We start from the raw sequence: 22,035 nt of genomic DNA, 5'->3' as shown, positions 1-22,035 counted from the left end.
TCGGCATGCACGGCGCGGGCGTCGAGCGGGATGGCGCCGAATGCGCTCATCGAATCGATCAGAAAGCGCTTGCCGTAGCGCGCCGCGAGTTCGCCGATCTGAGAAACCGGATTGAGAATGCCCGACGTCGTCTCGCAATGCACCGCAAAGACGTGCGTAATCGACGGCGTGCGCTTCAGGATCGACTCGATTTTCTTGAGGTCAGGCGGCGCGTCTTCCGCCGTTTGATGCACGACCGTCTTGCGTCCTGCGATATCGAGGATGCGTTTCGCGCGCAACCCATAAGCGCCGTTGATCAGCACAAGCACCTTGCCATCGCGCGGCACGAGGCTCGTCAGCATTGCCTCGACGGCGAACGTCCCCGAGCCTTGCACCGGCACCGTTACGAACTCGTCGCCACCGTTCGCGATGTCGCGCAACTGCGCAAGCACCGATTTGTTTATCGCGACAAAGTTCGCATCGCGCGAACCCCAGTCGTGCAGCATCGCGGCCTTGACGCTGCGTGAGGTCGTCAGCGGGCCGGGCGTGAGGAGAAACGGATCGCCGGTTTCGGAGGCGAAAGGCATGTCGGAAGGGGATCGAGGCATCGAAGGTTCGTCCGGAGTCGGGATGGTTACGCGTATTGTGCCAAGTCTGCCGCGTCAACGCGCCCGCAGCGCATCGACGATATTGAGCCGCGCCGCGCGAATCGCGGGGAAAAATCCGCCGACGAGCCCCATCACCATCGAGAACGCCAGCGTCTTCATCACGACGGCGGGCGTCAGCACGAAGCCGAACGAGATGTCGGCGAAGGTCTGGAAGTTAGTCGTCGAGAAGGACGCGAACTGCATCAGCGCGGCGCAGCCAAGGCCCGCCAGTCCGCCGACCAGTCCGAGCAGCAGCGCCTCCAGCAGGAACGCGGCGAGCACGTTGGCGCGCTTGAAGCCGAGCGCGCGGAGCGTCCCGATCTCCGCGACGCGGTTCGCCACCGACGCGTACATCGTGATCATCGCGCCGATCATCGCCGCGATCGAGAAGATGGTCGAGAGCGTGAAGCCGAGGATGTTGATGAACGTCGAAAGCGCCTTCGACTGGTCGCCGTAGAACGTGCGCTCGCGTTTGGCCTGATCGGCGAGGCGCGGATCGACGTCGATATCCGTCGAGAAGCGGTCGAAGCGATCTCCCTCGGCAAGCCGCACCACCATCGACGAATAGCTGGTGCGCCGGAACGACTGCATGAGCTGATCGACGTCGCCCCAGATTTCGGAATCGAAGCCACTGCCGCCCGCATCGAAGCTGCCGACGATGGTCCAGTCGCGCTGCGCGAACCGCAAATGCTCGCCGATGCGCGTCCCGCTGAAGCCCTTCGCGATACTGCTGCCGACCACGATCTCCGACGACCCCGGCCTGAACATGCGCCCCGCCACGAGTTTGACCTGCGGCCGCAAACCTGGCCCCATCGGCGAGACGCCGCGAATCACGACGTTCGAGAGTTTGTCGGAGCCGGCCTTCGCGAGCGAGATCAGCACGACGGTTTCCTTCGACGCCATCGGCCGGCCGCCTGCATCCATCGCCACCGAAGGATGCATCTCCATGATGTTCGCCTGATTCCGGTCGATCCCGCTCTGCACCTCCGTTTCCGCGCCCTTGCGAATCACGACGACGTTGTCCTCCTCGCCGGTCGAGACGAGCGTCTTCTGCAAACCGGCATCGAGCATCTGTACCGTCGCGAAGACGAACACCACGAGCGCGAGTCCTCCCGCCGTCAGGAGCGTGGTGAGCCGCCGGGCCCACAGGTTGCGCGCGATATAGGAAAGCGGAATCGCCACGCGCGCCCCTAGCCGATCGCCCGCAGGCCTTCGACGATCCGCACCCGCGCCGCCTGCGCCGCCGGGATGATCGCGGCCGCGAGCGCCACCACGAACGCGCATGCCGCCTGCAACGCGAGCGTCTCGCCGGACACGCGGAACACGGGGAACACGCCGCCCGTCGCCTGCTTGAAGAAGCTCGCAACGGGCGGCGTCACGAGCATGCCCAGCGCTCCGCCGATCGTGCAGATCGCGATCGATTCGCCGAAGACGAGCAGCGCCAGAAAGCCCGGACCGAAGCCAAGCGCCTTGAGCGTCGCGTATTCGACGGTGCGCTCGCGCGCGCTCATCGCCATCGCGTTCGCCATCACCGCCATGATGATCAGAATCACCACGTAGGACACGACGCGGATCGCCGCGATGATCTGGTTCGACATCGCGACGAAGCCGAGTTGAAACGCCTGCTCCGTTTCGGTGAGCGTCTCGGCCAGCGAGTTCTTGAAGACGGCGTCGACCCGATGTGAGACGGCAGCGGCATCGTCGGGGTTTTCGACGCCGAATACGTAAATGCCGACCTGATCGGCCCGTTTCGGCGAGGTCTTGCGCACGCTCTCGTTCAGATAGTCCCAGTGGAACAGCAACTGGCGCGTGATGGTGGATTCGTCGCGCCCTTCCATGATCCCGCGCACGACGAATTCCCATGTGCCCGGGAAGATCGTGCCCTTGATTGGAATCACGTCGCCGACCTTGAAGCCGAACTGCGTCGCCAGTTGCCGGCCGATCAGGGCGCCCTTGCGGTCACGCACGTAGTCTGCGCGTTCCTTGTCGCCGAGGACGAGTTCGGGATACAGGTCGAGATAGTTGTCCGATACCGCGAACTGCGCGAAGAAGTTCTTCGGATCGCGATACACACCGCCGAACCAGTTCGAGCGCGCGACCGTCGTCACGCCGTCGACGCCCTTGATGCGGTTCTCGTAGCTTAACGGCAACGGGAACACGAGCGAGATGGCGTTGCGCGTCACGAGTCGCGCGTTCGACGCCGCCGCGGCGCCCGCATACCACGCGTCGACAACCGTATTCAGCAATCCGTAGGCGAGCACCGCGATAGTGAGCCCGAGCACCGTCAGCGCAGTGCGCAAACGGTGCCGCAGCGCGTTGCGTGTAATGAGCTTCAGCAGAACCATATGGCGCCGGGGCGATGCCGGTCAGGCGTCGGTCGCATGGATCAGCTCCCCCTTTTCCAGATGCACGAGCGCCTTGGCCGCGCCCGCCGCGTGCGCGTCGTGCGTCACCATGATGATCGTCTTGCCGAGTTCGCGGTTCAGGCGCTGCAGCATCGAAAGGACTTCGGCGGCGGACGTGCGGTCGAGGTCGCCGGTCGGTTCGTCGGCGACGATCAGGCGCGGATCGGTGATCAACGCCCGCGCGATCGCCACGCGCTGCTGCTGACCGCCCGAAAGCTCGGACGGATAGTGGCTCGTGCGGTCGCCCATGTTCACCATGTCGAGCACCATCGCGACGCGCTCGCGACGCTCCGCGCGCGTGAGGCGCGTGAGCATCAACGGCAACTCGACGTTCTCGAACGCGTTGAGCACCGGCATCAGGTTGTAGAACTGGAAGATGAAGCCGATGTTGGCCGCGCGCCAGTCCGCGAGTGCCGCTTCGCCGAGCCGCGTGATGTCGAGGCCCGCGACGCGCAGCTCGCCGCTGTCCGGCCGGTCGATGCCCGCGATCAGGTTGAGCAGGGTGCTCTTGCCCGACCCCGACGGCCCCATCAGCGCGATGAAGTCGCCTTCGCCGATGTCGAGCGTGATGTCGGTCAGCACGGACACGTCCTGCACTCCGCGCCGATACGACTTCGCGACGTGGCTGATTTCGACGAGCGGCGGCGTGCTCATGCTATTTCTTCGCCAGAGTGACGCGCTCGCCGTCGTCCAGCTTAGCCGAGGGCGACAGCACCAGCACGTCGCCCGGTTTTACACCGCTGACCGCGACCAGATCGCCGATCTTCGAGCCGGTCGTCACGGTAACTTCGTGCACGCGGCCGTCCTTCACGGCATAGACCACTTTCCGGCCATCGCGCGTGACGATCACCGCTGGCTGCACCGCGACCACCGGCTGTGTTTCGTCCGGCGGCACCGGCTTCGAGAGGAACGCGATTTTCGCGCTCATGTCGGGCAGCACACGCGGATCGCGATCGACGAAACGCACTTTCACGAGCACGGTTGCCTTCGAGCGATCGACTGTCGGCACGATCCGCGACACGCGGCCCGCCGCTCGCAAGTCAGGCAGCGCGTCGAGCTGAATTTCGACCGGCGCGTCGATGCCAATCTTCGCGATGTTCGATTCCGCGACGTCCGCCTCGACTTCGAGCGTCTCCATATCGGCGATCGTGACGACCGCGCCCTTGCTGTCGGAGGCCGACGAGAACGGCGTGATGTTGTCGCCCACGTTCGCGTGCTTTTCTAGCACGACGCCGTCGAACGGCGCGCGAATCACGGTCTGGTCGACCGCGACCTGCGCCGCGCGCGCATTCGCCTGCGCCGACGTGATCGACGCCCGGCTGCTGTTGATCGACGCCACCGCCTTGTCGTAGCGGGCCTGGGCGGCGTCGAACTGGGTCGCGGGGATCGCGCCCTGCGGCGCGAGGATGCGCATGCGGCGGAGGTCGATTTCGGCATTCTTCATCTCGGCGATCTGAAGCCCGAGATTGGCTTGCGCCACCTTCACCTGCGCCGATGCCTGCGCGAGCGACGCGGACACGTCGTCGCTTTCGAGCCGCGCGATCACCTGCCCTTTCTTGACCACGCTGCCTTCGAGCACGCCGAGCCACTCGACGCGCCCCTGCGCCTTCGACGCGACCGCGGCCTTGCGCTGCGGCACGACATAGCCGGTGGCGTTGAGGAGCGTGTAGTTTTGCGACGGATGAACGGAGGTGACGGTCGCCGTCTCGACGGCCGGCGGGCCCATCAGCTTCAAAGTGATGCCGATGAGCGCGAGCACGATCGCCGCGAGCACGGCGTAACGGAGCCAGCCGCGCCGCCGCCGTGGGACAGTGGCGGTGGGCGACCGGTCGATCTTCAGCTTTTCGAGATTGTGATCAGCCAATTTTTTGGGGCCTTGCGCCCGCGGCCGGCCACCTTGGCAAAGCGTGATGCAGGAACGCCTTTACATGAGTGACCGTCCGGCTCGTGGCGCCGTGAACGGGGTCTCAGTATAGCGCCGCGTTCTGCCTTTGCTTACAACGGTCTTGCTCTTGGCGTCATGCACGCGCGAACGCTTGCACGAGCCGGTTGAACGCCCCTGCATGCGACACGTTCAGCCCGTGCGACGCGCCTTCGATAGTCTGCCGCTCGGCGAAATCCATCCACTCCGCGAGCTTCTCCACGTTGTTGCGGAACATGCGCGGGCTCTTCTGCCCTTCGATCAGCAGGGTTCGACACTTCACGTCGCGGGCGGCTTCGCGCGAATACGCGGGCAGAGGATCGCGAAACTGCTTCGGCAGCGTGGCGGCGTTATCGATCGCCATCGTGCGAAAGCCCGCCGGGCTCTTGCGCCACGAGCCAGGCACGCTCACCGAATCGACGAAAAGCTCTAGCCCGGCATCGATTTCGCCTTGTTCGATCAGGTTCGCCACCTTCGCGCGCAGCGCATTCGTCGCGGCGGGCAGCGATGCTTCCGGCATGCCGTCGATCTGCAGCGGGCCGCCCGGGTCCGCGAGCGTCAGCGTCTTCACGAGCCGCGGAAAGCGGCGCGCGAGCTGAAACGCGACACAGCCGCCGCGCGAATGCCCGACGAGATGCACCGGCGCCAGATCCATCGTTTCAATGAATTCGGCCAGTTCGGCGACGTGCGTTTCCCAGCCGAATTCGCCCTGGATGCACGCCTCGCCCGCCGGCCAGTAATGGCTGAGGCTCACCGCGATCGTGCGGAAATCCTTCGCGAGCGGCTCCGTCTGGCCGCGCCAGAAGCGGTAATCGCAGAGCGATCCGTGCACGAACAACAGCGGCTCGCCTTCGCCGCGCTCCACGTAGGGCACGCTGATGCCCGACGGGATCGTCGCAAAGGACAGTTCGGAAAAGGCAAGCACTGAGGGATCGATTCGCGCATTCATGGGTTGGCTCCTTGAGGACACTATGCCCGGAGCCAATATTTAAGAAAACCGCGTAATATTGATGGTATCCATTCGTTTTTCTGATACCAAACCGAAATGAAAGCACTCGATCTCGACGTGATGACGATGATCGTCGCCGTGGCGGATACCGGCACGATCAGCCGGGCGGCAGAGGTCGTGCACCGGTCGCAGTCGGCGGTCAGCATGCAGATCAAGACGCTGGAAACCGCGCTCGGCAAGCCGCTTTTCGTACGCAAGCCGCGCAGCGTCGTGCCTACGCAGGACGGCGAGGTGCTCCTGGCGTATGCCCGCCGCATGATCGCGTTGCGCGACGAAGCGTGGGCGGCAGTCGTGCGGCCCGACGTGACGGGGCGCGTAAGCATCGGCGTGCCGGACGATTACGCGTCGTCGCTGCTGCCGCCGATTCTCAAGAAATTCTCAGCAACTTATCCGAAGGTGGAGATTCAGGTCGTCGGCCTGCCGAGCGTCGCGCTCGCGCCGATGGTGAAGGACGGCTCGGTCGATCTCGTCTGCGCGACGCGGGTGAAGGGCTTGTCGGGCGAGTTTATTCGTCTGGAGCCGATGGTCTGGGCCTCGGCACCGAGCGCGCATGACATCTGGCGCGAACGGCCGCTGCCGATCGCGGTGTTCCTGCCGGGGAGCGTCGCGCGCGAGAACGCGATTCAGAGTCTCGAGCGCGCGAAGATTCCGTATCGGACTTCGTACGAGAGTCCGAGCCTGCTCGGGCTCATTACGATGGCGGAGGCGGGGCTCGCGGTTACGCCGCTCGCGCGCTGTGCGGTGCCCGCGCACTTTGCACTGCTGGGCGCGGCGCAGGGCTTGCCGGAAATCGCGGCGCTGGAAGTCGTGCTCGCGAGGAGCACCGGGTCGAGGCGCCCGCCTTGCGATTTTCTGGCGGAGAAGATTATTTCGGAGTTGCGCCGGTGATGATGGCGGCCTTTCGACCGCCATCATCTAAAACCTCCCTTACCGCACCAGACAAGGCTTCTTGTTATCGAACTTCCAGTTCGGAATCAGGAACTGCATCGCGACGCCGTCATCACGCGCGCCGAGGCCGTGCTGCTGATACAGCGCGTTCGCCTTTTCGAGTTCGTCCATGTCGAGTTCGACGCCCAGCCCCGCCTTCTGCGGCACTTTCACTTTCCCGCCCACGATTTGCAGCGGATCGCGCGTCAATCGTTGTCCGTCCTGCCAGATCCAGTGCGTATCGATCGCGGTGATCTTGCCGGGCGCCGCCGCCGCCACATGCGTGAACATCGCGAGCGAGATATCGAAGTGGTTGTTCGAATGTGAACCCCACGTCAGGCCCCAGTCGTTGCACATCTGCGCGACGCGCACCGAGCCCTGCATCGTCCAGAAATGCGGATCGGCGAGCGGAATGTCGACCGATTGCAACTGGATTGCGTGGCCCATCTGGCGCCAGTCGGTGGCGATCATGTTGGTCGCCGTCGGCAGGCCGGTCGCGCGGCGGAATTCCGCCATCACTTCACGTCCCGAATAGCCGTTTTCCGCGCCGCACGGGTCTTCTGCGTACGCGAGCACGTCGTGCTGATCGCGGCACAAGCGGATCGCTTCCTTGAGCGACCACGCGCCGTTCGGATCGAGCGTCACGCGCGCGTTCGGGAAGCGCTCGGCGAGCGCCGTCACCGCTTCGATTTCCGCGTCGCCCGCCAGCACGCCGCCCTTCAGCTTGAAATCGTTGAAACCGTAGCGCGCCTGCGCCGCTTCGGCGAGCCGCACGACCGCTTCGGGCGTCAGCGCGACTTCGGTGCGCACGCGCTCCCAGTCATCGCGGCCTTCGGCGCCGCTCGCGTACGGAAGATCGGTCTTGTTGCGATCGCCGACATAGAACAGGTAACCGAGCATCTCGACTTCATCGCGCTGCTGGCCTTCGCCGAGCAACGCCGCGACCGGCACGCCCAGGTGCTGCCCGAGCAAATCGAGCAGCGCGGCTTCGAGCGCGGTCACCGCGTGAATCGTCGTGCGCAGGTCGAAGGTTTGCAGGCCACGGCCGCCAGCGTCGCGATCGGCGAACTGGGTGCGCGCCTGGTTCAGCATCGCTTGCAGGTTGCCGATCGACTGGCCGACCACGAGCGGGCGCGCATCGTCGATCGTCTGGCGGATCGCTTCGCCGCCCGGCACTTCGCCGACGCCCGTGTGGCCAGCGCTGTCCTTCAGAATCACGATGTTGCGCGTGAAGAACGGGCCGTGCGCGCCGGAGAGGTTCATCAGCATGCTGTCGCGGCCAGCGACGGGGACGACGCGCAGTTCGGTGACGGTCGGTGTGGCGTTGGCTTGAATCGGGGTCGTGGACATGAACGGGTACCAGTATGAGTTGATGAAGAAGCGACGCTTAAACCGTCGGCAGCGAAGGCGCGACCCGGGCGATGATTTCGACCCAGTTCGCCCCGTTGCCGCCTTTGCAGCGCGAAAGCAGCGAGAGCGCGCCGGATTCGGTGTCGATGCCGTACACCGCGACGTGCGACGACTTTTCCCCGCACGCAACGAGGAAGCTGCCCGTCGGGTCGATCCGGAAGCCGCGCGGCTGGGTTTCGGTGTCGATGAAGGTTTCGTATTCGAGCGTGCCGTCCGGCTGCACGCGGTAGGTGATCAGCCGGCTCGTCGTGCGCTCGGAGACGTAGACGAAGCGGCCATCCGGCGTGAGCTGCATGTCGGCGCCCCAGACGAGCGTAGCGAGCGTCTCGGGCGCGATCGGAGCACCGCCGCGGACCTGTCCGTCCTTCAGGTGCGCCAGCGCGGCCGGGCGCGGCGAAACACCGGCGGCGCTCAGCCGGCCCGTCTCGCGATCGCGCGCGAAGACGGCGACCGTCGCGCGGAATTCGCTCACCACGTAGACCGTGCTCTCGTCCGGCGAGAAGCGCAGGTGGCGCGGGCCGAAGCCACGGTCGAATTCGAGCGCGTCGAGGTGGGTGAGTTCGCCGTGCTTGTCGTGCTGCAGTTCGTAGCAAAAGAGCCGGTCCGATCCGAGCGACGTCACGTAGGCGAACCGCCCATCGCTGGAAACGATCGCCGCGTGCGCGTTCTGAATGCCGTCGACGACGAAAAGCGGCTTGCCGATGCCATCGGCGATGCGCTCGACGCCGTAGACGCTCGCGCGGTTCTCGCCGTAAGAGGCGCCGAACAGATACCGCGAGAGCGGGTCCGCCGACAGATACGCGAGGCTCGATTCGATCGGCGCGGTGACGCGGTGCGACAGGTCGCCGGTGGCGGCATCGATCGAATAGGCAATGATCGAAGGCCGCGCGCCGCGCGTCGCGGCGTAGAGGGTGCGCTGGTCAGGCGAGAGTGTCATCGGCTGGGTGCTTTCGGCGGCCGCGTGCCGCGTGACGGCTTCGAGCTCACCGCTCCGGGTATCGAGGGAAAAGACGGAGATGTCACCGTCGATCGAGTTCGAGACGTACACGGAATAAGAATCGGGTAGCGGTTGATTCATGATCGGTCGTTCCTCTGATGGAATTTGCTTTCGACGGCGGCGCTTAGCGATGCGACGTCTAATCCGTATAGTCCGCCCGCCACTTACGCAATGTGCTGCTGCATCGAGCTACAGTTACGTTGTCTGATGACATTGTATTAGTTTGCGGATTCGATGCAATGGGGGGTTTACCCTCTTGGCGCTGTAACCGTTGATTTTAAACGCTCCAAGACATTTGTGAGACCGCTGGGAAGCGTAAATCACGACATCAGACAACTCGGGGAACTTATTGGAGATCTGACAACATCAGACAACCCACCCAACGGACCCCAAAACGACGAAAGCCGACTCCCGTCGGCTTTCGTCGTCTATGGCGCACTGCATAGGCGGTGACGCCCCGCCCGTCTATCGCGGAATAAAGTGATTTTTGACCGCTTGCGCCGAATTCCTGAGCAATCCCATGTCCGCGCAAACGGCCACGAGCGTGCTGCCCATCGCCAGATAGCGCTCGGCGTCAGCCTGGATTGGCGCAAGAATCCCGCTTGCTTTACCGCCCGCCTTCACGCGCTCGAACACGTGGGCGATCGCCTGTTGCACGTCCGGATGATTGGCGTTGCCGATGTGCCCGTAAGACGCCGCCAGATCCGACGGCCCGACGAACACGGCATCGACGCCCTCGACCGCCGTGATCTCATCGATCGCCTCGACCGCCGCGCGGCTCTCGATCTGCACGACGACGCAGATGTTGTCGTTCGCCACGTCGAAATAATTCGCGACCGTGCCGTACCGGTTTCCCCGCTGCCCGACCGACACGCCCCGAATCCCCTGCGGCGGATAGCGCGTTGCCGCAACGGCGCGCTCGGCATCGGCGGCGCTGTCGACGAAAGGAATCAGGAAGTTGAAGAATCCCGCATCGAGCAGTCGCTTGATGACGACGCTGTCGTTCGCGGGCGGCCGGACCATCGGCGCGGTCGGGCTGTCCTTGAGCGCCATCAGTTGCGGGATGAGCGTGAGCACGTCGTTCGGGGCGTGCTCGGCGTCGAGCAGCATCCAGTCGAAGCCGATCATGCCGAGCAGTTCGGTGGTGATCGGGCTCGCCAGCGACGCCCAGCATCCAATGAGCCTCTCACCCTCGGCGACGGACGCCCGGAACGCGTTGGGCAGCGGCTGGTACGGTTTTGATGCAGTCATGGTGTCTCCTGGGAGGCATGCGAAGTGGCAAGTTATACGACGTCTGAACTCAGATTACCAATGTTCAGCATTGATGGAACAGCCACGTAAACCCGTAACGCAACAAACCCGCGATCAGCAAACGGATATTCACTTGCTCACCGCCGCACCTTTGTTATACGATGACTGATGTTAAGCTCACAATTTTCGGAGACGAGATGCAAATTACTGGCGACATGCTCATCGGCCGGCTCGCGGTGCGCGGTAGCGACAAGCCCCTGCACGCGTTCAATCCCTCCACTGGCGAAGAGATCGCGGCGCCGGTTTTCGGCAGCGGCACGGCGGAAAACGTCACAGCGGCATGCGAACTGGCGCAGAAAGCGTTCGACCCGTACCGTTCCCTGCCGCTCGCGGTGCGTGCGGAGTTTCTGGAGCGCATCGCCGATGGCATCGCAGGCTTGGGCGATGCATTGATCCAGCGCGCCCAGGAAGAGTCGGGCCTGCCGAAAGCGCGTCTCGAAGGCGAGCGCGGCCGCACGATGAGCCAGCTCAAGCTGTTCGCGCAAGTCGTGCGCGCCGGCCAGTGGCTCGCCGCGACGCTCGATTCGCCGCTGCCCGAGCGCAAGCCGCTGCCGCGCTCGGACCTGCGCATGCAGAAGATCGCGATCGGCCCGGTCGCCGTGTTCGGCGCGAGCAATTTCCCGCTGGCGTTTTCTGTTGCCGGCGGCGATACAGCGGCCGCGCTCGCGGCGGGTTGCCCGGTCGTCGTGAAGGCGCATAGCGCGCACCTCGGCACCTCCGAGATGGTCGGCCGCGTGATCCAGCAGGTCGCGAAGGATATGGACCTGCCCGAAGGCGTGTTCTCGATGATCGTCGGCGCGGGCCGGACGGTCGGCGAGGCGCTGGTCGCGCATCCGGCGATCAAGGCGGTCGGCTTCACGGGATCGCGTGCGGGCGGCACGTCGCTCATGCAGGTGGCCGCGCGCCGCCCCGAGCCGATCCCCGTCTACGCCGAGATGAGCAGCATCAACCCGGTGTTCCTGTTGCCGAACGCGCTTGCCACGCGCGGCGCGGCCATCGCGCAGGGTTTCGTCGATTCGCTCGTGCTCGGCGCGGGACAGTTCTGCACGAACCCGGGGCTCGCGATCGGCATCGACGGCGCGGAGTTGTCGAAGTTCATCGAGACGGCATCGGCGGCGTTGAGCGCGAAACCCGCCCAGACGATGCTCACGTCGGGCATCTACGCGGCTTATCAGCAAGGCGAAAGCCGGCTGGCCGCGATCGAAGGTGTGGCTCCGGTCGCGCACGGCATTGAAGCGAACGGCCCGACGCAAGCCTGCGCCGCGCTCTTCGTGACCGACGCGAAGACGTTCCTCGCCAAGGCCGAGCTGGAAGACGAAGTGTTCGGCCCCGCCTCGACGATCGTGCGTTGCAAGGATGCGCAGGAACTGGCGGCGGTCGCGGAACATTTCGTTGGCCAGTTGACGGCGACGATCCAGATGGATCGCGACGACTTGCCTGCCGCCAAATCGCTCGTGCCGATTCTCGAGCGCAAGGCGGGACGTATCCTCGTGAATGGCTTCCCGACGGGCGTCGAGGTTTCGCACGCGATGGTCCACGGCGGTCCGTTCCCCGCGACGTCCGACAGCCGCGTGACCTCGGTCGGCACGACGTCGATAGAACGCTTTCTCCGGCCAGTCTGCTATCAGGACTTCCCGGCCGACCTGCTGCCCGAAGCGCTGTCGGATGCGAATCCGCTCGATTTGTGGCGTCGTCGGGATGGCGAGATCGTGCGCGGTTGAGCGCGTTTTTGTGAATGATCGAAGCGGCCGCGAGGCCGCTTTTTCAATGGCGCGACGCGTGCACGGAGGATAAGATTCCGACGTTGTCGGACGACTTGAAAGCACGCCGTTGATCTAAGCCGCATGGAAGTCCGACGACCCCATCGACGAACGCCCACTAAACGCAATGAGCAGCCTCACTGACAAAGTCGTCGCCAGCCTCACCGAAGACATCGAGCGCGGCATGCTCCGGCCGGGCGACAAGCTCCCGACCGAAGCCGCGCTGATGACGCAATTCTCGGTGAGCCGCTCGGTCGTGCGCGAGGCGATCTCACGCCTTCAGGCGGCGCGTCTCGTCGAAACGCGTCATGGCATCGGCACGTTCATCCTCGGCTCGGAGAAGGACGCAGCGATGCGTCTGCCCGAAGCCGACCTTTCCAGCATGCTCGACGTGATGGCGATCATCGAGTTTCGCATCGACCTGGAAGCGGCCGCGGCCGCGCTCGCGGCGATGCGTCGCAACGAGCAACATCTGGAGCGGATCGCCGCGACGCTCGAACGCTTCGAAGCCGAACTCGCGAACGGCAGCACCGACGTGCTGGCGCACGACGTCGAATTTCATCTGCAGATCGCGCGCGCGAGCGGCAACCGCTACTTCTTCGACGTACTCAGCCAGATGGGCCGCGCGGTGAGTCCGCGCACGCGGCTCGGTCAAGCGGAGATCGCAGAACTCGATCAGATCGAACGCCTGCGAAACGTGCTCGGGGAACACAAGCTGATCTATCAGGCGATCGTCCGGCAAGACGCCGACGATGCACGCGCCGCCATGCGCATGCACCTGAGCAACAGCCGCGAGCGCTTGCGTCGTGCTCACAAATCGACGGTGACGTAAGACAACGCCGCACCGGTTCGGCGCACCGATTCCTCAACAATGCGCAGCGTTTCTGCGCAATCCGAAACGTCATCCAAACACGACAACAGACGGTCATTTCGGACACCGTTGTCGCGTCTTGTTCCTCAAACAAACAATCACCTGACAGCGCAGGAAATTCCTGCCGTCCGCTTTCATCGACATCAAAACTTATGTGTGGTTGCCCACATAAGTGCCCTATTCCGTCTCCTACGATTCGCAACACTAAAGGTTTCAAACAAGAACGCAAGGGAACCGGAGCACGCCATGAAGATCTCGTCGGTCGTCGCCTTTGTCTTGAGTCTTGCACTTTTTTTGAGCATCGAGCTTCACGCACAGACGACGCAATCGTCCCAGTCCTTCGCCGATCTCAGCGACACCACCGACGCCGCTGCCGACAACGCCTCCGAGAACACACCGGGCGGGCTCGCATCGGTGCTCGCGCGTCTGCGCTGCCTCACCGGCTACACGATCATGCGCAACACGGGGTCGATCACGCTGAACGTCAACATGACGACGTACAAGCTCTACAACCCCGAGACCAGTTCCTACGACACGGTCAACATGCGCTCTTACAACGGCTGCCCGGCCGGCCCCACGATCAGCATCAAGCCGGGCACGAAGCTGAATGTGACGCTCAGGAACAGCCTCCCGCTGAATCCGGCAGAGACCTGTTCGGGCATCACCGACCCGGAGACGCCCAAGTGCTACAACACGACCAATCTGCATACCCACGGCCTTCACATCTCGCCGTCGGGCAATTCGGATAACGTGCTGCTCGACGTCGATCCGCAAACGAGCTTCAACTACGAATACGACGTCGACGCGAACCATCCGGCGGGCACGTTCTGGTATCACTCGCACCGGCACGGCTCGACCGCGATCGACGTCGCGAGCGGCATGGCGGGCGTGCTGATCATCCGCGGCTCGCGCACGGCGGCGGACAAGAAGGCGCGAGGCGGACTCGCCGACATCGATACGATCCTGCATCGGAAGCTCCTGAAGATCCCGTTCCGCGAACACGTCTTCCTCTTCCAGCAGATCGAGTACGGCTGCTTCCAGAATGCCGCTGCGCCCTCGCCGATCACCGATCCGACCATCGGCGAATGGGCCTGTCCCAAAGGCATCACCGGAGAGATCCGCAACTACACCACCCAGCTTTCATTCGTGAACGACACGCGTCCAGGTCATACGGGCCAGCTCAATTCGACGTGGGTCATCTCCGGCCGCTATACGCAGATCAACGGCGTCGTGCAGCCGGTGTTTCCGAGTGCCTCGGGCTTCGTTCCGGCAGGCGAAATCCGTCGCTGGCGCATGGTTCACGGCGGCAATCGCGACACGATCAACGTGAAGATCGTGCGTGCCAATCTGTCCGCGCTCGGCGTCTCCGACTCGAGCGCGCTGAGCGCCTCGCAGATCAACGCGGCGGCGACGGCGGCGTCGTCACGGCTCGCGGCATCGGTGAACAAGCCGGAGCAGACGACCACGCTCGACACGCTCTGCAGCGGCGAAACGGTCAAGCAACTGGAGATCGCGGTGGATGGGCTTACGCGCACGTCGATGGTCGAGAAGGATGTGAACACGATGGACCCGGGTTATCGCAGCGACGTGCTCGTGGCGTTCCCGAAGCCCGGTCTCTACTGCATCCTCGACGAAGCCGCGAGTTCGGCCGCGACCATCAACTTCCGCCCGAATTCCTCGAAAGTGAAAGACAGGAGGCTTTTGTCGATCGCGCGCGTGGGCCCGGGTGCGGGCATTCCTGACTACGTCGCCGACGGTAACGGGCATTCGAAATACTGGCAGTACGTCCGCAACCAACTGGTCGATGCAAACAGCGACCTTCCGCAACCGGCGCGTGGCGAACTGCAATCGCTTAACACGGAGACGTTCGCGCCGATTAAGGAAGTGGTTGCGACCCCGAGCACCATCAAGGTTCCGACCGAGTTTTCGATCGATGTCAATGGGCCGCCGCGTTTCCTGGTCAACAACGACTACTACCACCACGATCGTATCGACCACACCGCCAAGCTGGGCTCTACCGAGGAATGGGACGTCGATTCGAATTTCATCGCGGGCCACATCTTTCACATTCACACGAATCCGTTTCAGATCGTCGATATCCTGAACGCGCAGCGTGTCTCGGTCTTCGATTCGCAAGGCCATTGCACGCCCGATGAAATCGCCACGGGCGACCTGGAATACTGTGACCTGAAAAACGTGATCCGCGACACGCTCTTCATCAAGACCAACTACCAGGTCCTCTTGCGCACGAAGTACGAGGACTTCACCGGCGAGTTCGTCATGCATTGCCATATCCTCGATCACGAGGATCGCGGGATGATGCAGAACGTCGAGATCGTCTCGCCGACGACCGCCTTCCTCAGGCAGATGGCGACGCCCGTCAAGCTCGCATCGAGCAAGGCCGAGCAGTGGTTCGCGCAACTTGTCGGAGCTAGATCGGCGAACGCGCAGGAAGTGTTCGCGTCGTCGCTGTGCACGGCGAAAGGCGCGTCGGTGCAGGCCTTTACGACGCGCTGAAATCGATGCGCCGGTTTCGCACCGGCGCATCGAGCGTTCACGAAGCGAACGGCGAGTTCTTGCGCAGCGCCATCGCCATCGCCTGCATCGCGACGAGATAGCCGTCGACGCCCAGTCCGCAGATCACCGCGGTCGCTGCCCGCGACACCAGCGAGTGACGATACGTTTCGTCGCGCTTGTGGATGTTCGTGATGTGCAGTTCGATCAGTGGCCGCTGCACGAGCTTGACCGCATCCAGCACCGGAACCGACGCGAACGAGAACCCCGCTGGATTGATGATGACGCCGGCATCGCGCTCGAACGCTTCCTGCAGCCAGTCGACGAGGGTCGCCTCGCTGTTCGTCTGCCGGAACTCGCACGCGAGATCCAGCTTGCTCGCGAGCGCCTCCGTTTCCTGCTGCACGCGCGCGAGCGTCGTGGTGCCATAGAGATGCGGCTCGCGCTTGCCCAGCATGTTGAGGTTTGAGCCGTTCAGTACATATACGAGTTCAGTCATTGTGGTGCTCACGTTTGCGATGGTGTTGTTTCGTTGCTTCGAGTCCGGCGTGCGCCGCCGCTCAATGGCTGTTGCTCATGCTGGCTTGCGGAAAGTCATCGTCGCCAGCGAGACGCGCGGCCGAGTCCGTGCGGTTCATGTCGATGCCGAGCGTTTCGGGCGCCGTGAGGATCGCGACCAGCGAGATCACGTTGAACGCCACGCACACCGCGACGACGCCCCACGGCGAGCCGTTGCAGATCGAAAAGAGCCATACGGCGAGCACCGGCATCGGACCGCCGGCGATGAGGTTCGCGCCGGTATAGGCGAGCGCCGAGCCCGAATAGCGCACGTTGGTCGGGAACGCTTCGGCGAACGCGACCGGCTGGATGCCGCTCTGGAACTGCGTGAAGCCGAGGAAGAAACCCATCGCGGCGAGCATCGGCAGGAAGCTCTTCGTATCGAGGATCTGGAAGTACACGAAGAGCATCAGGAGCGTCGCGATCGAACCGATGGCAAGCGCCTTCTTCCGGCCGATCCTGTCGCTCAGCATGCCGCCCGCGAGCGCCCCGACGATCGCGCAGACGTTCGCGCCCATCAGCAGCAGGAAGCCGGTTTGCTTCGGCACGGCGAGCGTTTTCGTGATGTAGCTGAGCGAGAACACGACGATCAGATAAAAGATCGCGGCCGGCCCGCAGAAGAAGAGCATCCAGCGCAGCACGGTCCGCCAGTGCAGGCGCAATGCATCGCGCAGGGGACTGGCGACCTGCACGACCTGCGTCTTGCGCAATTCGACGAACGCCGGGGTTTCGCTGACCTTCAGCCGGATATACACGCCGATCACGATCAGCACGAAGCTCATCAGGAACGGAATGCGCCAGCCGTAGGAATCGAACGCTTGCGCCGACATCATCGACGCCAGCAGCAACAGCACCCCGTTCGCCATGATCTGGCTGAGCGGCGAGCACAGGCCGAGCAGGCCCGAGTATTTGCCGCGACGGTCGGGGCTCGCGTGTTCGATCGCCATCAGTTGCGCGCCCGTCGATTCGCCGCCGAGCGCGAAGCCCTGCAGAATGCGCAGCACGACGAGCAGGATCGGCGCCCACAGGCCAATGCTCGCGTAGGTCGGCAAAAGGCCCATCAGCATCGACGAAAGTCCCATGATCGAGACCGTGCCGAGCATGAGGTTGCGCCGGCCGAGTTTGTCGCCGAGGTGTCCGCAGATGATCGCGCCGAGCGGCCGCGCCGCGAGGCCAACACCGAACGTCGCGAGCGATGCGAGCAGCGCGGAGGTCGAATCCATCGCGGGGAAAAAGAGCTTCGGCAGCACGGTCGCGGCCAGTGCGCCGTAAAGCGTGAAATCGAACCATTCGAGCGCCGTGCCTACCGCCGCGGCGGTCAGGGCGCGCGTGCGCATCGCTGCGTGCGCCTGCTGTGCTTCCTGAGTCATGTTGTCGTCTCCTCTTCGGCCGCTTTTTGAATGGGCGCGGCCGGTTGGTCATCGGGTGTCGTGGTTCGGGGGTTCGAAGCGCGTCCGAACCGTAGAGCGAGACTATCACTGGCAGGTGGGATGTCGTTCCAGGGTGGAATTTCATCTCATAATGTGCAAAACTCGCTGCGCAAATACGGCATTCGATGGAGACAAACCATGCCCGGCGTCACGGAACGCACCCTCGCCGTCCTCGAATATCTCGCCACGCAGATGGAAGGCACGCCGCTCGCGCTCATCTCGGCCGAACTCGACATTCCGCGCAGCGCGTGTCATCGGCTGCTGGTCGATCTCAAGCAGTGCGGCTACGTCCGGCAATTGCGCGAACACGGCGATTACGTGCTAACGACGAAGCTCGTCGGCTTGGGGCTCGGCTTTCTCGCGACGTCGGGCATCGTCGACATCGCGCAGACGATGCTCGACCGGCTCGCGGAGACGTCGGGGGAACTGGTGCGCCTTGCAATCGTCGATGGCGACAGGCTCACGTGGGTCGCAAAGTCGCAGGGGGCGCTCAAGGGCCTGCGCTACGACCCGGACATGGGCATGGACACGATCCTCTCGTGCAGCGCGACGGGCCACGCATGGATGATGACGATGAGCGACGAACGCGCGCTCGAACTGGTCTCGCGGCAGGGATTCGGTCAGCCGAAGCAGTACGGCCCGAAGGCGCCGACGACCGTGCAGGGCTTGCTGGAGTTCGTCCACGCGGCGCGGGCGCGCGGCTACGCGACGATCGATCAGGTGTTCGCGCCGGGCATGACCGCGATGGCCGCGCCCGTGCAACGCCGCAACTATCCGGCGATCGGCGTGATCAGCATCGCGGGTCCGGCGGTGCGGCTGGACGAGAAGCGCATGAAAAATCTTGGGCCTGCATTGCTCGCGGCCGCGTTTGAACTGGCGGCTGCAAGCAATGCGTCGCCGCTTTTCAATCGCGGGCGGTAGGTAGGGTCATTCGCTGCCGAAACCGAGATGTTCGCGCGCGGCTTCGAGTATCTCGTCGGAAAGCGGATCGCCGCGGACAGCGCGTGCAAGTGTCACGGCACCGATCAGCATCGATAGTCGCGCGAGTGCGAGCTTTCTGAGGCGCTTCGTCTGGCGCGCGTTTGAATACGACGTCAGCGCCGCGACGAGCGCCTTCAGTCCGCGCGTATAGACACCTCGCACGGGCTTGTCCGCATCCTCGCGCCCCACGTCGGCGGCGAGGGAATTAGCCGGGCATCCCGCGCCGGGCTGATCCCGCTGCTTCGCGCTGAGATAGTGCTTCGCGAGGGCATCGAGTGCGGCTGCTTCATCCGCGCCGTCTTTCGCGAACGACTTCCAGCGCGCCGCCGACTCTTCGAACGCCTTCCCGCATGCGAGCGCGGCGAGTTCGTCCTTCGATTCGAAATGCCCGTAGAAGCCGCCGTGCGTGAGGCCCGCAGACGCCATGATGTCCGCAACGGACACGCCGTTGAAGCCGTGCTCCTTGAAAAGACGCGCGGACGCCGCCTCGATGAGCAGCCGGTTCTTGTCGGTTTGTTCGCGGGACACGCGCGGCATCGTTCAGCTCCGGACTGACTTAAGTCGCATACTGCGCTTCGCCGTTGCCGAACGACCAGTTCTCCTTCTGCACTTCGACGAGACTGATGAACACGTCCTCTCGTCGCAAGCCGATTCGCTCGTGCAAGCCATCGACGAGGGCTTTGTAGAACGCGCGTTTCATGGCGAGATCACGGCCCGCGTTCAGCGTAATCTGCAGGATCACGCACTGCGGAGACCGCTCGATGCCGAGATACGTCGGATCGGCAATGAAGTCGCTCGGCTTGTGCTCGGTCACGAGCATGAAACGGTCGTTGGCGGGCACGTTCAGAGTGGTGGTCATCGCGTTATAGACTTCGTCGGCGATGGCGGTGCGGTACTCGGCCGATTGGCCTTCGGCAAGATCGATACGTACGAGCGGCATGTCGATTTCCTAAATGCTGGCAGGGAAATCTCAGAATAGATGATGATCGAACTTTATTCAATAGATTTCGCTAATCATCTATTCGGTGATTGGTCGCGCCGCCCAGGCAGCATGCGCCGCAGCGTATCGTCGTGAAGAATCAGGTGATGGAAAAGCGCGCCGAGCACATGAAAACCGACCAGCACGATCAGCACCCACGCGGTGAACTTGTGGACATCGCCGAGCGCGTGTCCGATCGACGAACCCGTTGCCGCGAGCGGAGGAAGCGGCACGACGTGAAAGAGCGACACGGCCCAACCGCGCGACGACGCATTGGCCCAGCCCATCAGCGGAAACGCGATCAAAAGCGCATACAGGAGCCAATGCGTGACGCGCGCGGCCGTCCTAAAGACGCGCGGGACCATCTCGGGTTCGGGCGGCAGCGGATGCATCAGGCGCCACACGAAACGCCCGAGCACAACGAGCACGATCAGCGCGCCAACGGAGAGATGCAGTCCCACGAGCCCGACGGGCTTGGTATCGCGATGCACGTCGGGCATCAGCCAGCCGATCGAATATTGAACGACGAGCAGCAATACGGTGATCCAGTGGAAAAGTTTGTCGGCCGCGCTGAATGCGGGCCGGCTTGCCGTGCGGTTGTGGGCCATGGGGAGCGGTTGTCGTCAAGGTGCAAGTGAAGCGACCAATTCCGGCATGATGCCGCCCCAAGTCGATGTCAGGCTTAGTGGCGGCTTACTTGTAGCACGGCGACTGTCAGTCAAGGCTGAACGAACGCCCGTGCGCCGATTGCAACGTTCTCTTTGTCAACGCGATCGGAAGTCCGTTAAAGTCGGACGAACGTCGCCGTAAAAAAACGCAAACCCTATCCCTCCGACGATTCGCTTTCCCGTCCACCCGAACGGAGCAACACCGATGCAACTCAAGTGCGCCAATCTCTTCGAGCAGTCCGCGTATGTCGGCGGAACGTGGATCGAAGCGACCTCCCAGCCGAACGACACCGTCGTCAATCCGGCGAACGGCGAAGCGGTCGGCCGCGTGCCGCGTCTGACTGCAGCTCAGGCAAACGATGCGGTCAGCCACGCCGCAACGGCGTTCGACGAATGGCGCGAGTGGAGCGGACGCGAGCGCGCGTGCGTGTTGCGCGAGTGGGCGCAGCTCGTGAAAGCGCATCGCGACGACCTCGCGATTATTCTTAGCTCCGAACAGGGCAAGCCGATCCACGAGGCACGCGCCGAAATCGCGCAGGCGGCGAACTACATCGAGTGGTTCTCGGAGGAATCACGGCGCATCTACGGCGACAACATGCCCGCCGCGCGGCGCAGCCAGCGCGTTCACGTGATCAGGCAGCCGGTCGGCGTGTGCGCGGCGATCACGTCGTGGACGTTTCCTTCGTCGATGGTCGCGCGCAAGATCGGCGCCGCGCTCGCCGCCGGGTGCACGGTCGTGCTGAAGCCGTCATCAGAGGCGCCTTTTTCCGCGCTTGCGCTCTGCGTGCTTGCGGAAAACGCGGGCCTGCCGCGCGGCGTGTTTTCGGTGCTCACCGGCGACGACGATACGCTCGTTCAGGCGCTCGTCGACAGTCCTCAGGTCAGGAAGGTGTCGTTCACCGGCAGCATCGAAACAGGCAAGCAGTTGATGGCGCGGTGCGCGAACACGGTGAAGAAAGTATCGTTGGAACTCGGCGCGAGTTCGCCGTTCATCGTCTTCGACGATGCCGATCTCGACCTCGCCGTCTCCGGCGCGGTCGCGGCGCGCTTTCGCCACACAGGCCAGGCGGCGATGTGCGCGAACCGCTTTCTGATCCAGGATAGCGTGCACGACGAATTCGTGCGACGGCTCGCGGGCAAGGTGAAGGCGCTGAAAGTCGGCGACGGCATGCGCGACGATTCGCAAGTCGGCCCGCTTATCGACGGCGCCGCGCTCGCGCGCATCGAGGCAATGGTGGCGCAGGCGGTCAGCGCGGGCGCGAAGGTGGTCGCGGGCGGACAGCGCCATCCGGCGGGCCCGAACTTCTATCAGCCGACGGTGCTGACCGACGTCGATCCGTCGATGGACATCTGCGGCGACGAAATCCTCGGCCCGGTCGCGAGCGTAATGCGCTTCAGCGACGAAGCCGAAGCGCTGCGCCTGGCGAATCAGCCGCGCACGGGGCTGGCCGCGTACTTCTATACGTCCGATCTGAACCGCTCGTTTCGTGTCGTGGAAGCGCTGGAATGCGGCGTGGTCGGCGTGAACGAGACGCTCGTGTTCAACGAGGTGGCGCCGTTCGGCGGCGTGAAGGAATCGGGGATGGGGCGGGAAGGCTCGCACTACGGCGTCGATGAATATCTCGACACCAAGTATGTGTGTATCGGGAACGTCGGATAAAAAGCGGC

General features: G+C 63.9%; 20 protein-coding genes. 6 read left to right on the top strand and 14 right to left on the bottom strand.

The features are described from left to right. The 6 genes from AWB65_RS23605 to AWB65_RS23580 all read right to left on the bottom strand — a co-directional run. Nucleotides 1-587, bottom strand: a 587-nt coding sequence (locus AWB65_RS23605; RefSeq protein ID WP_125474179.1) for an aminotransferase class V-fold PLP-dependent enzyme, incomplete at its 3' end; no start/stop codon positions are given. A gap of 54 nt (nucleotides 588-641) precedes the next feature. Continuing rightward, nucleotides 642-1,808, bottom strand: a complete 1,167-nt coding sequence (locus tag AWB65_RS23600; RefSeq protein ID WP_087669445.1) for an ABC transporter permease — start codon at nucleotides 1,806-1,808, stop codon at nucleotides 642-644. A gap of 8 nt (nucleotides 1,809-1,816) precedes the next feature. After that, the gene (locus AWB65_RS23595) at nucleotides 1,817-2,971 is read right to left on the bottom strand and encodes an ABC transporter permease (protein WP_087669444.1); all 1,155 of its coding nucleotides are present in this window, start codon (nucleotides 2,969-2,971) and stop codon (nucleotides 1,817-1,819) included. A 21-nt stretch (nucleotides 2,972-2,992) separates the two neighbouring features. After that, nucleotides 2,993-3,685 carry an ABC transporter ATP-binding protein gene (locus AWB65_RS23590; RefSeq protein WP_087669443.1) on the bottom strand — a complete coding sequence of 231 codons (693 nt, stop codon included), beginning with the start codon at nucleotides 3,683-3,685 and terminating at the stop codon, nucleotides 2,993-2,995. Between the two features lies 1 nt (nucleotide 3,686). Further along, nucleotides 3,687-4,895 (bottom strand): efflux RND transporter periplasmic adaptor subunit, encoded by a 1,209-nt coding sequence (locus tag AWB65_RS23585; protein WP_087669442.1) that lies wholly within the window; start codon nucleotides 4,893-4,895, stop codon nucleotides 3,687-3,689. A gap of 154 nt (nucleotides 4,896-5,049) precedes the next feature. Then, nucleotides 5,050-5,901: an alpha/beta fold hydrolase gene (locus AWB65_RS23580; protein ID WP_087669441.1), complete on the bottom strand. Its 852-nt coding sequence runs from the start codon at nucleotides 5,899-5,901 to the stop codon at nucleotides 5,050-5,052. 96 nt (nucleotides 5,902-5,997) lie between these two features. Here AWB65_RS23580 and AWB65_RS23575 point away from each other — a divergent pair, with 96 nt between their 5' ends. Then, a complete protein-coding gene (locus AWB65_RS23575) occupies nucleotides 5,998-6,849 on the top strand; it encodes a LysR substrate-binding domain-containing protein (protein ID WP_200821775.1) in 852 nt (283 codons plus the stop codon). A 39-nt stretch (nucleotides 6,850-6,888) separates the two neighbouring features. Here the strand turns inward: AWB65_RS23575 and gudD are convergent, their stop codons facing one another. The 3 genes from gudD to garL form a co-directional block, all read right to left on the bottom strand. Further along, on the bottom strand, nucleotides 6,889-8,238 hold the full coding sequence (gene gudD / locus AWB65_RS23570) for a glucarate dehydratase (protein WP_087669440.1): 1,350 nt from the start codon (nucleotides 8,236-8,238) through the stop codon (nucleotides 6,889-6,891). Nucleotides 8,239-8,275: 37 nt separating this feature from the next. Next, entirely contained in the window at nucleotides 8,276-9,376 is a 1,101-nt protein-coding gene (locus AWB65_RS23565; RefSeq protein WP_087669439.1) for a lactonase family protein, read from the bottom strand. A 384-nt stretch (nucleotides 9,377-9,760) separates the two neighbouring features. Beyond that, on the bottom strand, nucleotides 9,761-10,546 hold the full coding sequence (gene garL / locus AWB65_RS23560) for a 2-dehydro-3-deoxyglucarate aldolase (protein ID WP_087669438.1): 786 nt from the start codon (nucleotides 10,544-10,546) through the stop codon (nucleotides 9,761-9,763). A gap of 197 nt (nucleotides 10,547-10,743) precedes the next feature. Between garL and AWB65_RS23555 the strand changes: the two genes are divergently transcribed. The 3 genes from AWB65_RS23555 to AWB65_RS23545 all read left to right on the top strand — a co-directional run bounded on the left by AWB65_RS23555 (nucleotide 10,744) and on the right by AWB65_RS23545 (nucleotide 15,754). Next, nucleotides 10,744-12,327, top strand: a complete 1,584-nt coding sequence (locus tag AWB65_RS23555; RefSeq protein WP_087669437.1) for an aldehyde dehydrogenase (NADP(+)) — start codon at nucleotides 10,744-10,746, stop codon at nucleotides 12,325-12,327. A gap of 166 nt (nucleotides 12,328-12,493) precedes the next feature. Further along, complete coding sequence (locus AWB65_RS23550; RefSeq protein ID WP_087669436.1) at nucleotides 12,494-13,198, top strand: FadR/GntR family transcriptional regulator; 705 nt, start codon at nucleotides 12,494-12,496, stop codon at nucleotides 13,196-13,198. Nucleotides 13,199-13,483: 285 nt separating this feature from the next. Next, entirely contained in the window at nucleotides 13,484-15,754 is a 2,271-nt protein-coding gene (locus tag AWB65_RS23545) for a multicopper oxidase family protein (protein ID WP_235007732.1), read from the top strand. Nucleotides 15,755-15,791: 37 nt separating this feature from the next. Here AWB65_RS23545 and AWB65_RS23540 read toward each other — a convergent pair whose 3' ends face one another. Beyond that, on the bottom strand, nucleotides 15,792-16,250 hold the full coding sequence (locus AWB65_RS23540) for a type II 3-dehydroquinate dehydratase (RefSeq protein WP_087669435.1): 459 nt from the start codon (nucleotides 16,248-16,250) through the stop codon (nucleotides 15,792-15,794). A 61-nt stretch (nucleotides 16,251-16,311) separates the two neighbouring features. Continuing rightward, nucleotides 16,312-17,679: an MFS transporter gene (locus tag AWB65_RS23535; protein WP_087669434.1), complete on the bottom strand. Its 1,368-nt coding sequence runs from the start codon at nucleotides 17,677-17,679 to the stop codon at nucleotides 16,312-16,314. A gap of 198 nt (nucleotides 17,680-17,877) precedes the next feature. On the opposite strand from AWB65_RS23535, the gene AWB65_RS23530 reads away from it, so the two are divergent. Then, the gene (locus AWB65_RS23530) at nucleotides 17,878-18,660 is read left to right on the top strand and encodes an IclR family transcriptional regulator (protein ID WP_087656615.1); all 783 of its coding nucleotides are present in this window, start codon (nucleotides 17,878-17,880) and stop codon (nucleotides 18,658-18,660) included. A 6-nt stretch (nucleotides 18,661-18,666) separates the two neighbouring features. On the opposite strand, the gene AWB65_RS23525 is transcribed toward AWB65_RS23530, so the two are convergent. The 3 genes from AWB65_RS23525 to AWB65_RS23515 all read right to left on the bottom strand — a co-directional run bounded on the left by AWB65_RS23525 (nucleotide 18,667) and on the right by AWB65_RS23515 (nucleotide 20,307). Further along, nucleotides 18,667-19,257, bottom strand: coding sequence for a TetR/AcrR family transcriptional regulator (locus AWB65_RS23525; RefSeq protein WP_087669433.1), 591 nt, complete (start codon nucleotides 19,255-19,257; stop codon nucleotides 18,667-18,669). A gap of 19 nt (nucleotides 19,258-19,276) precedes the next feature. Then, a complete protein-coding gene (locus AWB65_RS23520) occupies nucleotides 19,277-19,660 on the bottom strand; it encodes a tautomerase family protein (RefSeq protein WP_087669432.1) in 384 nt (127 codons plus the stop codon). Nucleotides 19,661-19,734: 74 nt separating this feature from the next. Continuing rightward, entirely contained in the window at nucleotides 19,735-20,307 is a 573-nt protein-coding gene (locus AWB65_RS23515) for a cytochrome b (RefSeq protein ID WP_087669431.1), read from the bottom strand. Between the two features lie 265 nt (nucleotides 20,308-20,572). Between AWB65_RS23515 and AWB65_RS23510 the strand changes: the two genes are divergently transcribed. After that, on the top strand, nucleotides 20,573-22,027 hold the full coding sequence (locus tag AWB65_RS23510) for an NAD-dependent succinate-semialdehyde dehydrogenase (protein ID WP_087669430.1): 1,455 nt from the start codon (nucleotides 20,573-20,575) through the stop codon (nucleotides 22,025-22,027). Nucleotides 22,028-22,035 lie beyond the last annotated feature (8 nt).

The organism is Caballeronia humi, assembly GCF_001544475.1.
GTDB lineage: Bacteria > Pseudomonadota > Gammaproteobacteria > Burkholderiales > Burkholderiaceae > Caballeronia > Caballeronia humi.
Note: the sequence above shows the minus strand (reverse complement) of the source record. Positions and strands in the feature narration are given on the sequence as shown.

Bases quoted from the DNA above. Each gene is read 5' to 3' on its own strand.
- AWB65_RS23595 (WP_087669444.1), bottom strand. From the start codon at position 2,971: ATGGTTCTGCTGAAGCTCATTACACGCAACGCGCTGCGGCACCGTTTG.
- AWB65_RS23590 (WP_087669443.1), bottom strand. From the start codon at position 3,685: ATGAGCACGCCGCCGCTCGTCGAAATCAGCCACGTCGCGAAGTCGTAT.
- AWB65_RS23580 (WP_087669441.1), bottom strand. From the start codon at position 5,901: ATGAATGCGCGAATCGATCCCTCAGTGCTTGCCTTTTCCGAACTGTCC.
- AWB65_RS23575 (WP_200821775.1), top strand. From the start codon at position 5,998: ATGAAAGCACTCGATCTCGACGTGATGACGATGATCGTCGCCGTGGCG.
- gudD (WP_087669440.1), bottom strand. From the start codon at position 8,238: ATGTCCACGACCCCGATTCAAGCCAACGCCACACCGACCGTCACCGAA.
- AWB65_RS23565 (WP_087669439.1), bottom strand. From the start codon at position 9,376: ATGAATCAACCGCTACCCGATTCTTATTCCGTGTACGTCTCGAACTCG.
- garL (WP_087669438.1), bottom strand. From the start codon at position 10,546: ATGACTGCATCAAAACCGTACCAGCCGCTGCCCAACGCGTTCCGGGCG.
- AWB65_RS23555 (WP_087669437.1), top strand. From the start codon at position 10,744: ATGCAAATTACTGGCGACATGCTCATCGGCCGGCTCGCGGTGCGCGGT.
- AWB65_RS23550 (WP_087669436.1), top strand. From the start codon at position 12,494: ATGAGCAGCCTCACTGACAAAGTCGTCGCCAGCCTCACCGAAGACATC.
- AWB65_RS23545 (WP_235007732.1), top strand. From the start codon at position 13,484: ATGAAGATCTCGTCGGTCGTCGCCTTTGTCTTGAGTCTTGCACTTTTT.
- AWB65_RS23540 (WP_087669435.1), bottom strand. From the start codon at position 16,250: ATGACTGAACTCGTATATGTACTGAACGGCTCAAACCTCAACATGCTG.
- AWB65_RS23535 (WP_087669434.1), bottom strand. From the start codon at position 17,679: ATGACTCAGGAAGCACAGCAGGCGCACGCAGCGATGCGCACGCGCGCC.
- AWB65_RS23530 (WP_087656615.1), top strand. From the start codon at position 17,878: ATGCCCGGCGTCACGGAACGCACCCTCGCCGTCCTCGAATATCTCGCC.
- AWB65_RS23525 (WP_087669433.1), bottom strand. From the start codon at position 19,257: ATGCCGCGCGTGTCCCGCGAACAAACCGACAAGAACCGGCTGCTCATC.
- AWB65_RS23520 (WP_087669432.1), bottom strand. From the start codon at position 19,660: ATGCCGCTCGTACGTATCGATCTTGCCGAAGGCCAATCGGCCGAGTAC.
- AWB65_RS23515 (WP_087669431.1), bottom strand. From the start codon at position 20,307: ATGGCCCACAACCGCACGGCAAGCCGGCCCGCATTCAGCGCGGCCGAC.
- AWB65_RS23510 (WP_087669430.1), top strand. From the start codon at position 20,573: ATGCAACTCAAGTGCGCCAATCTCTTCGAGCAGTCCGCGTATGTCGGC.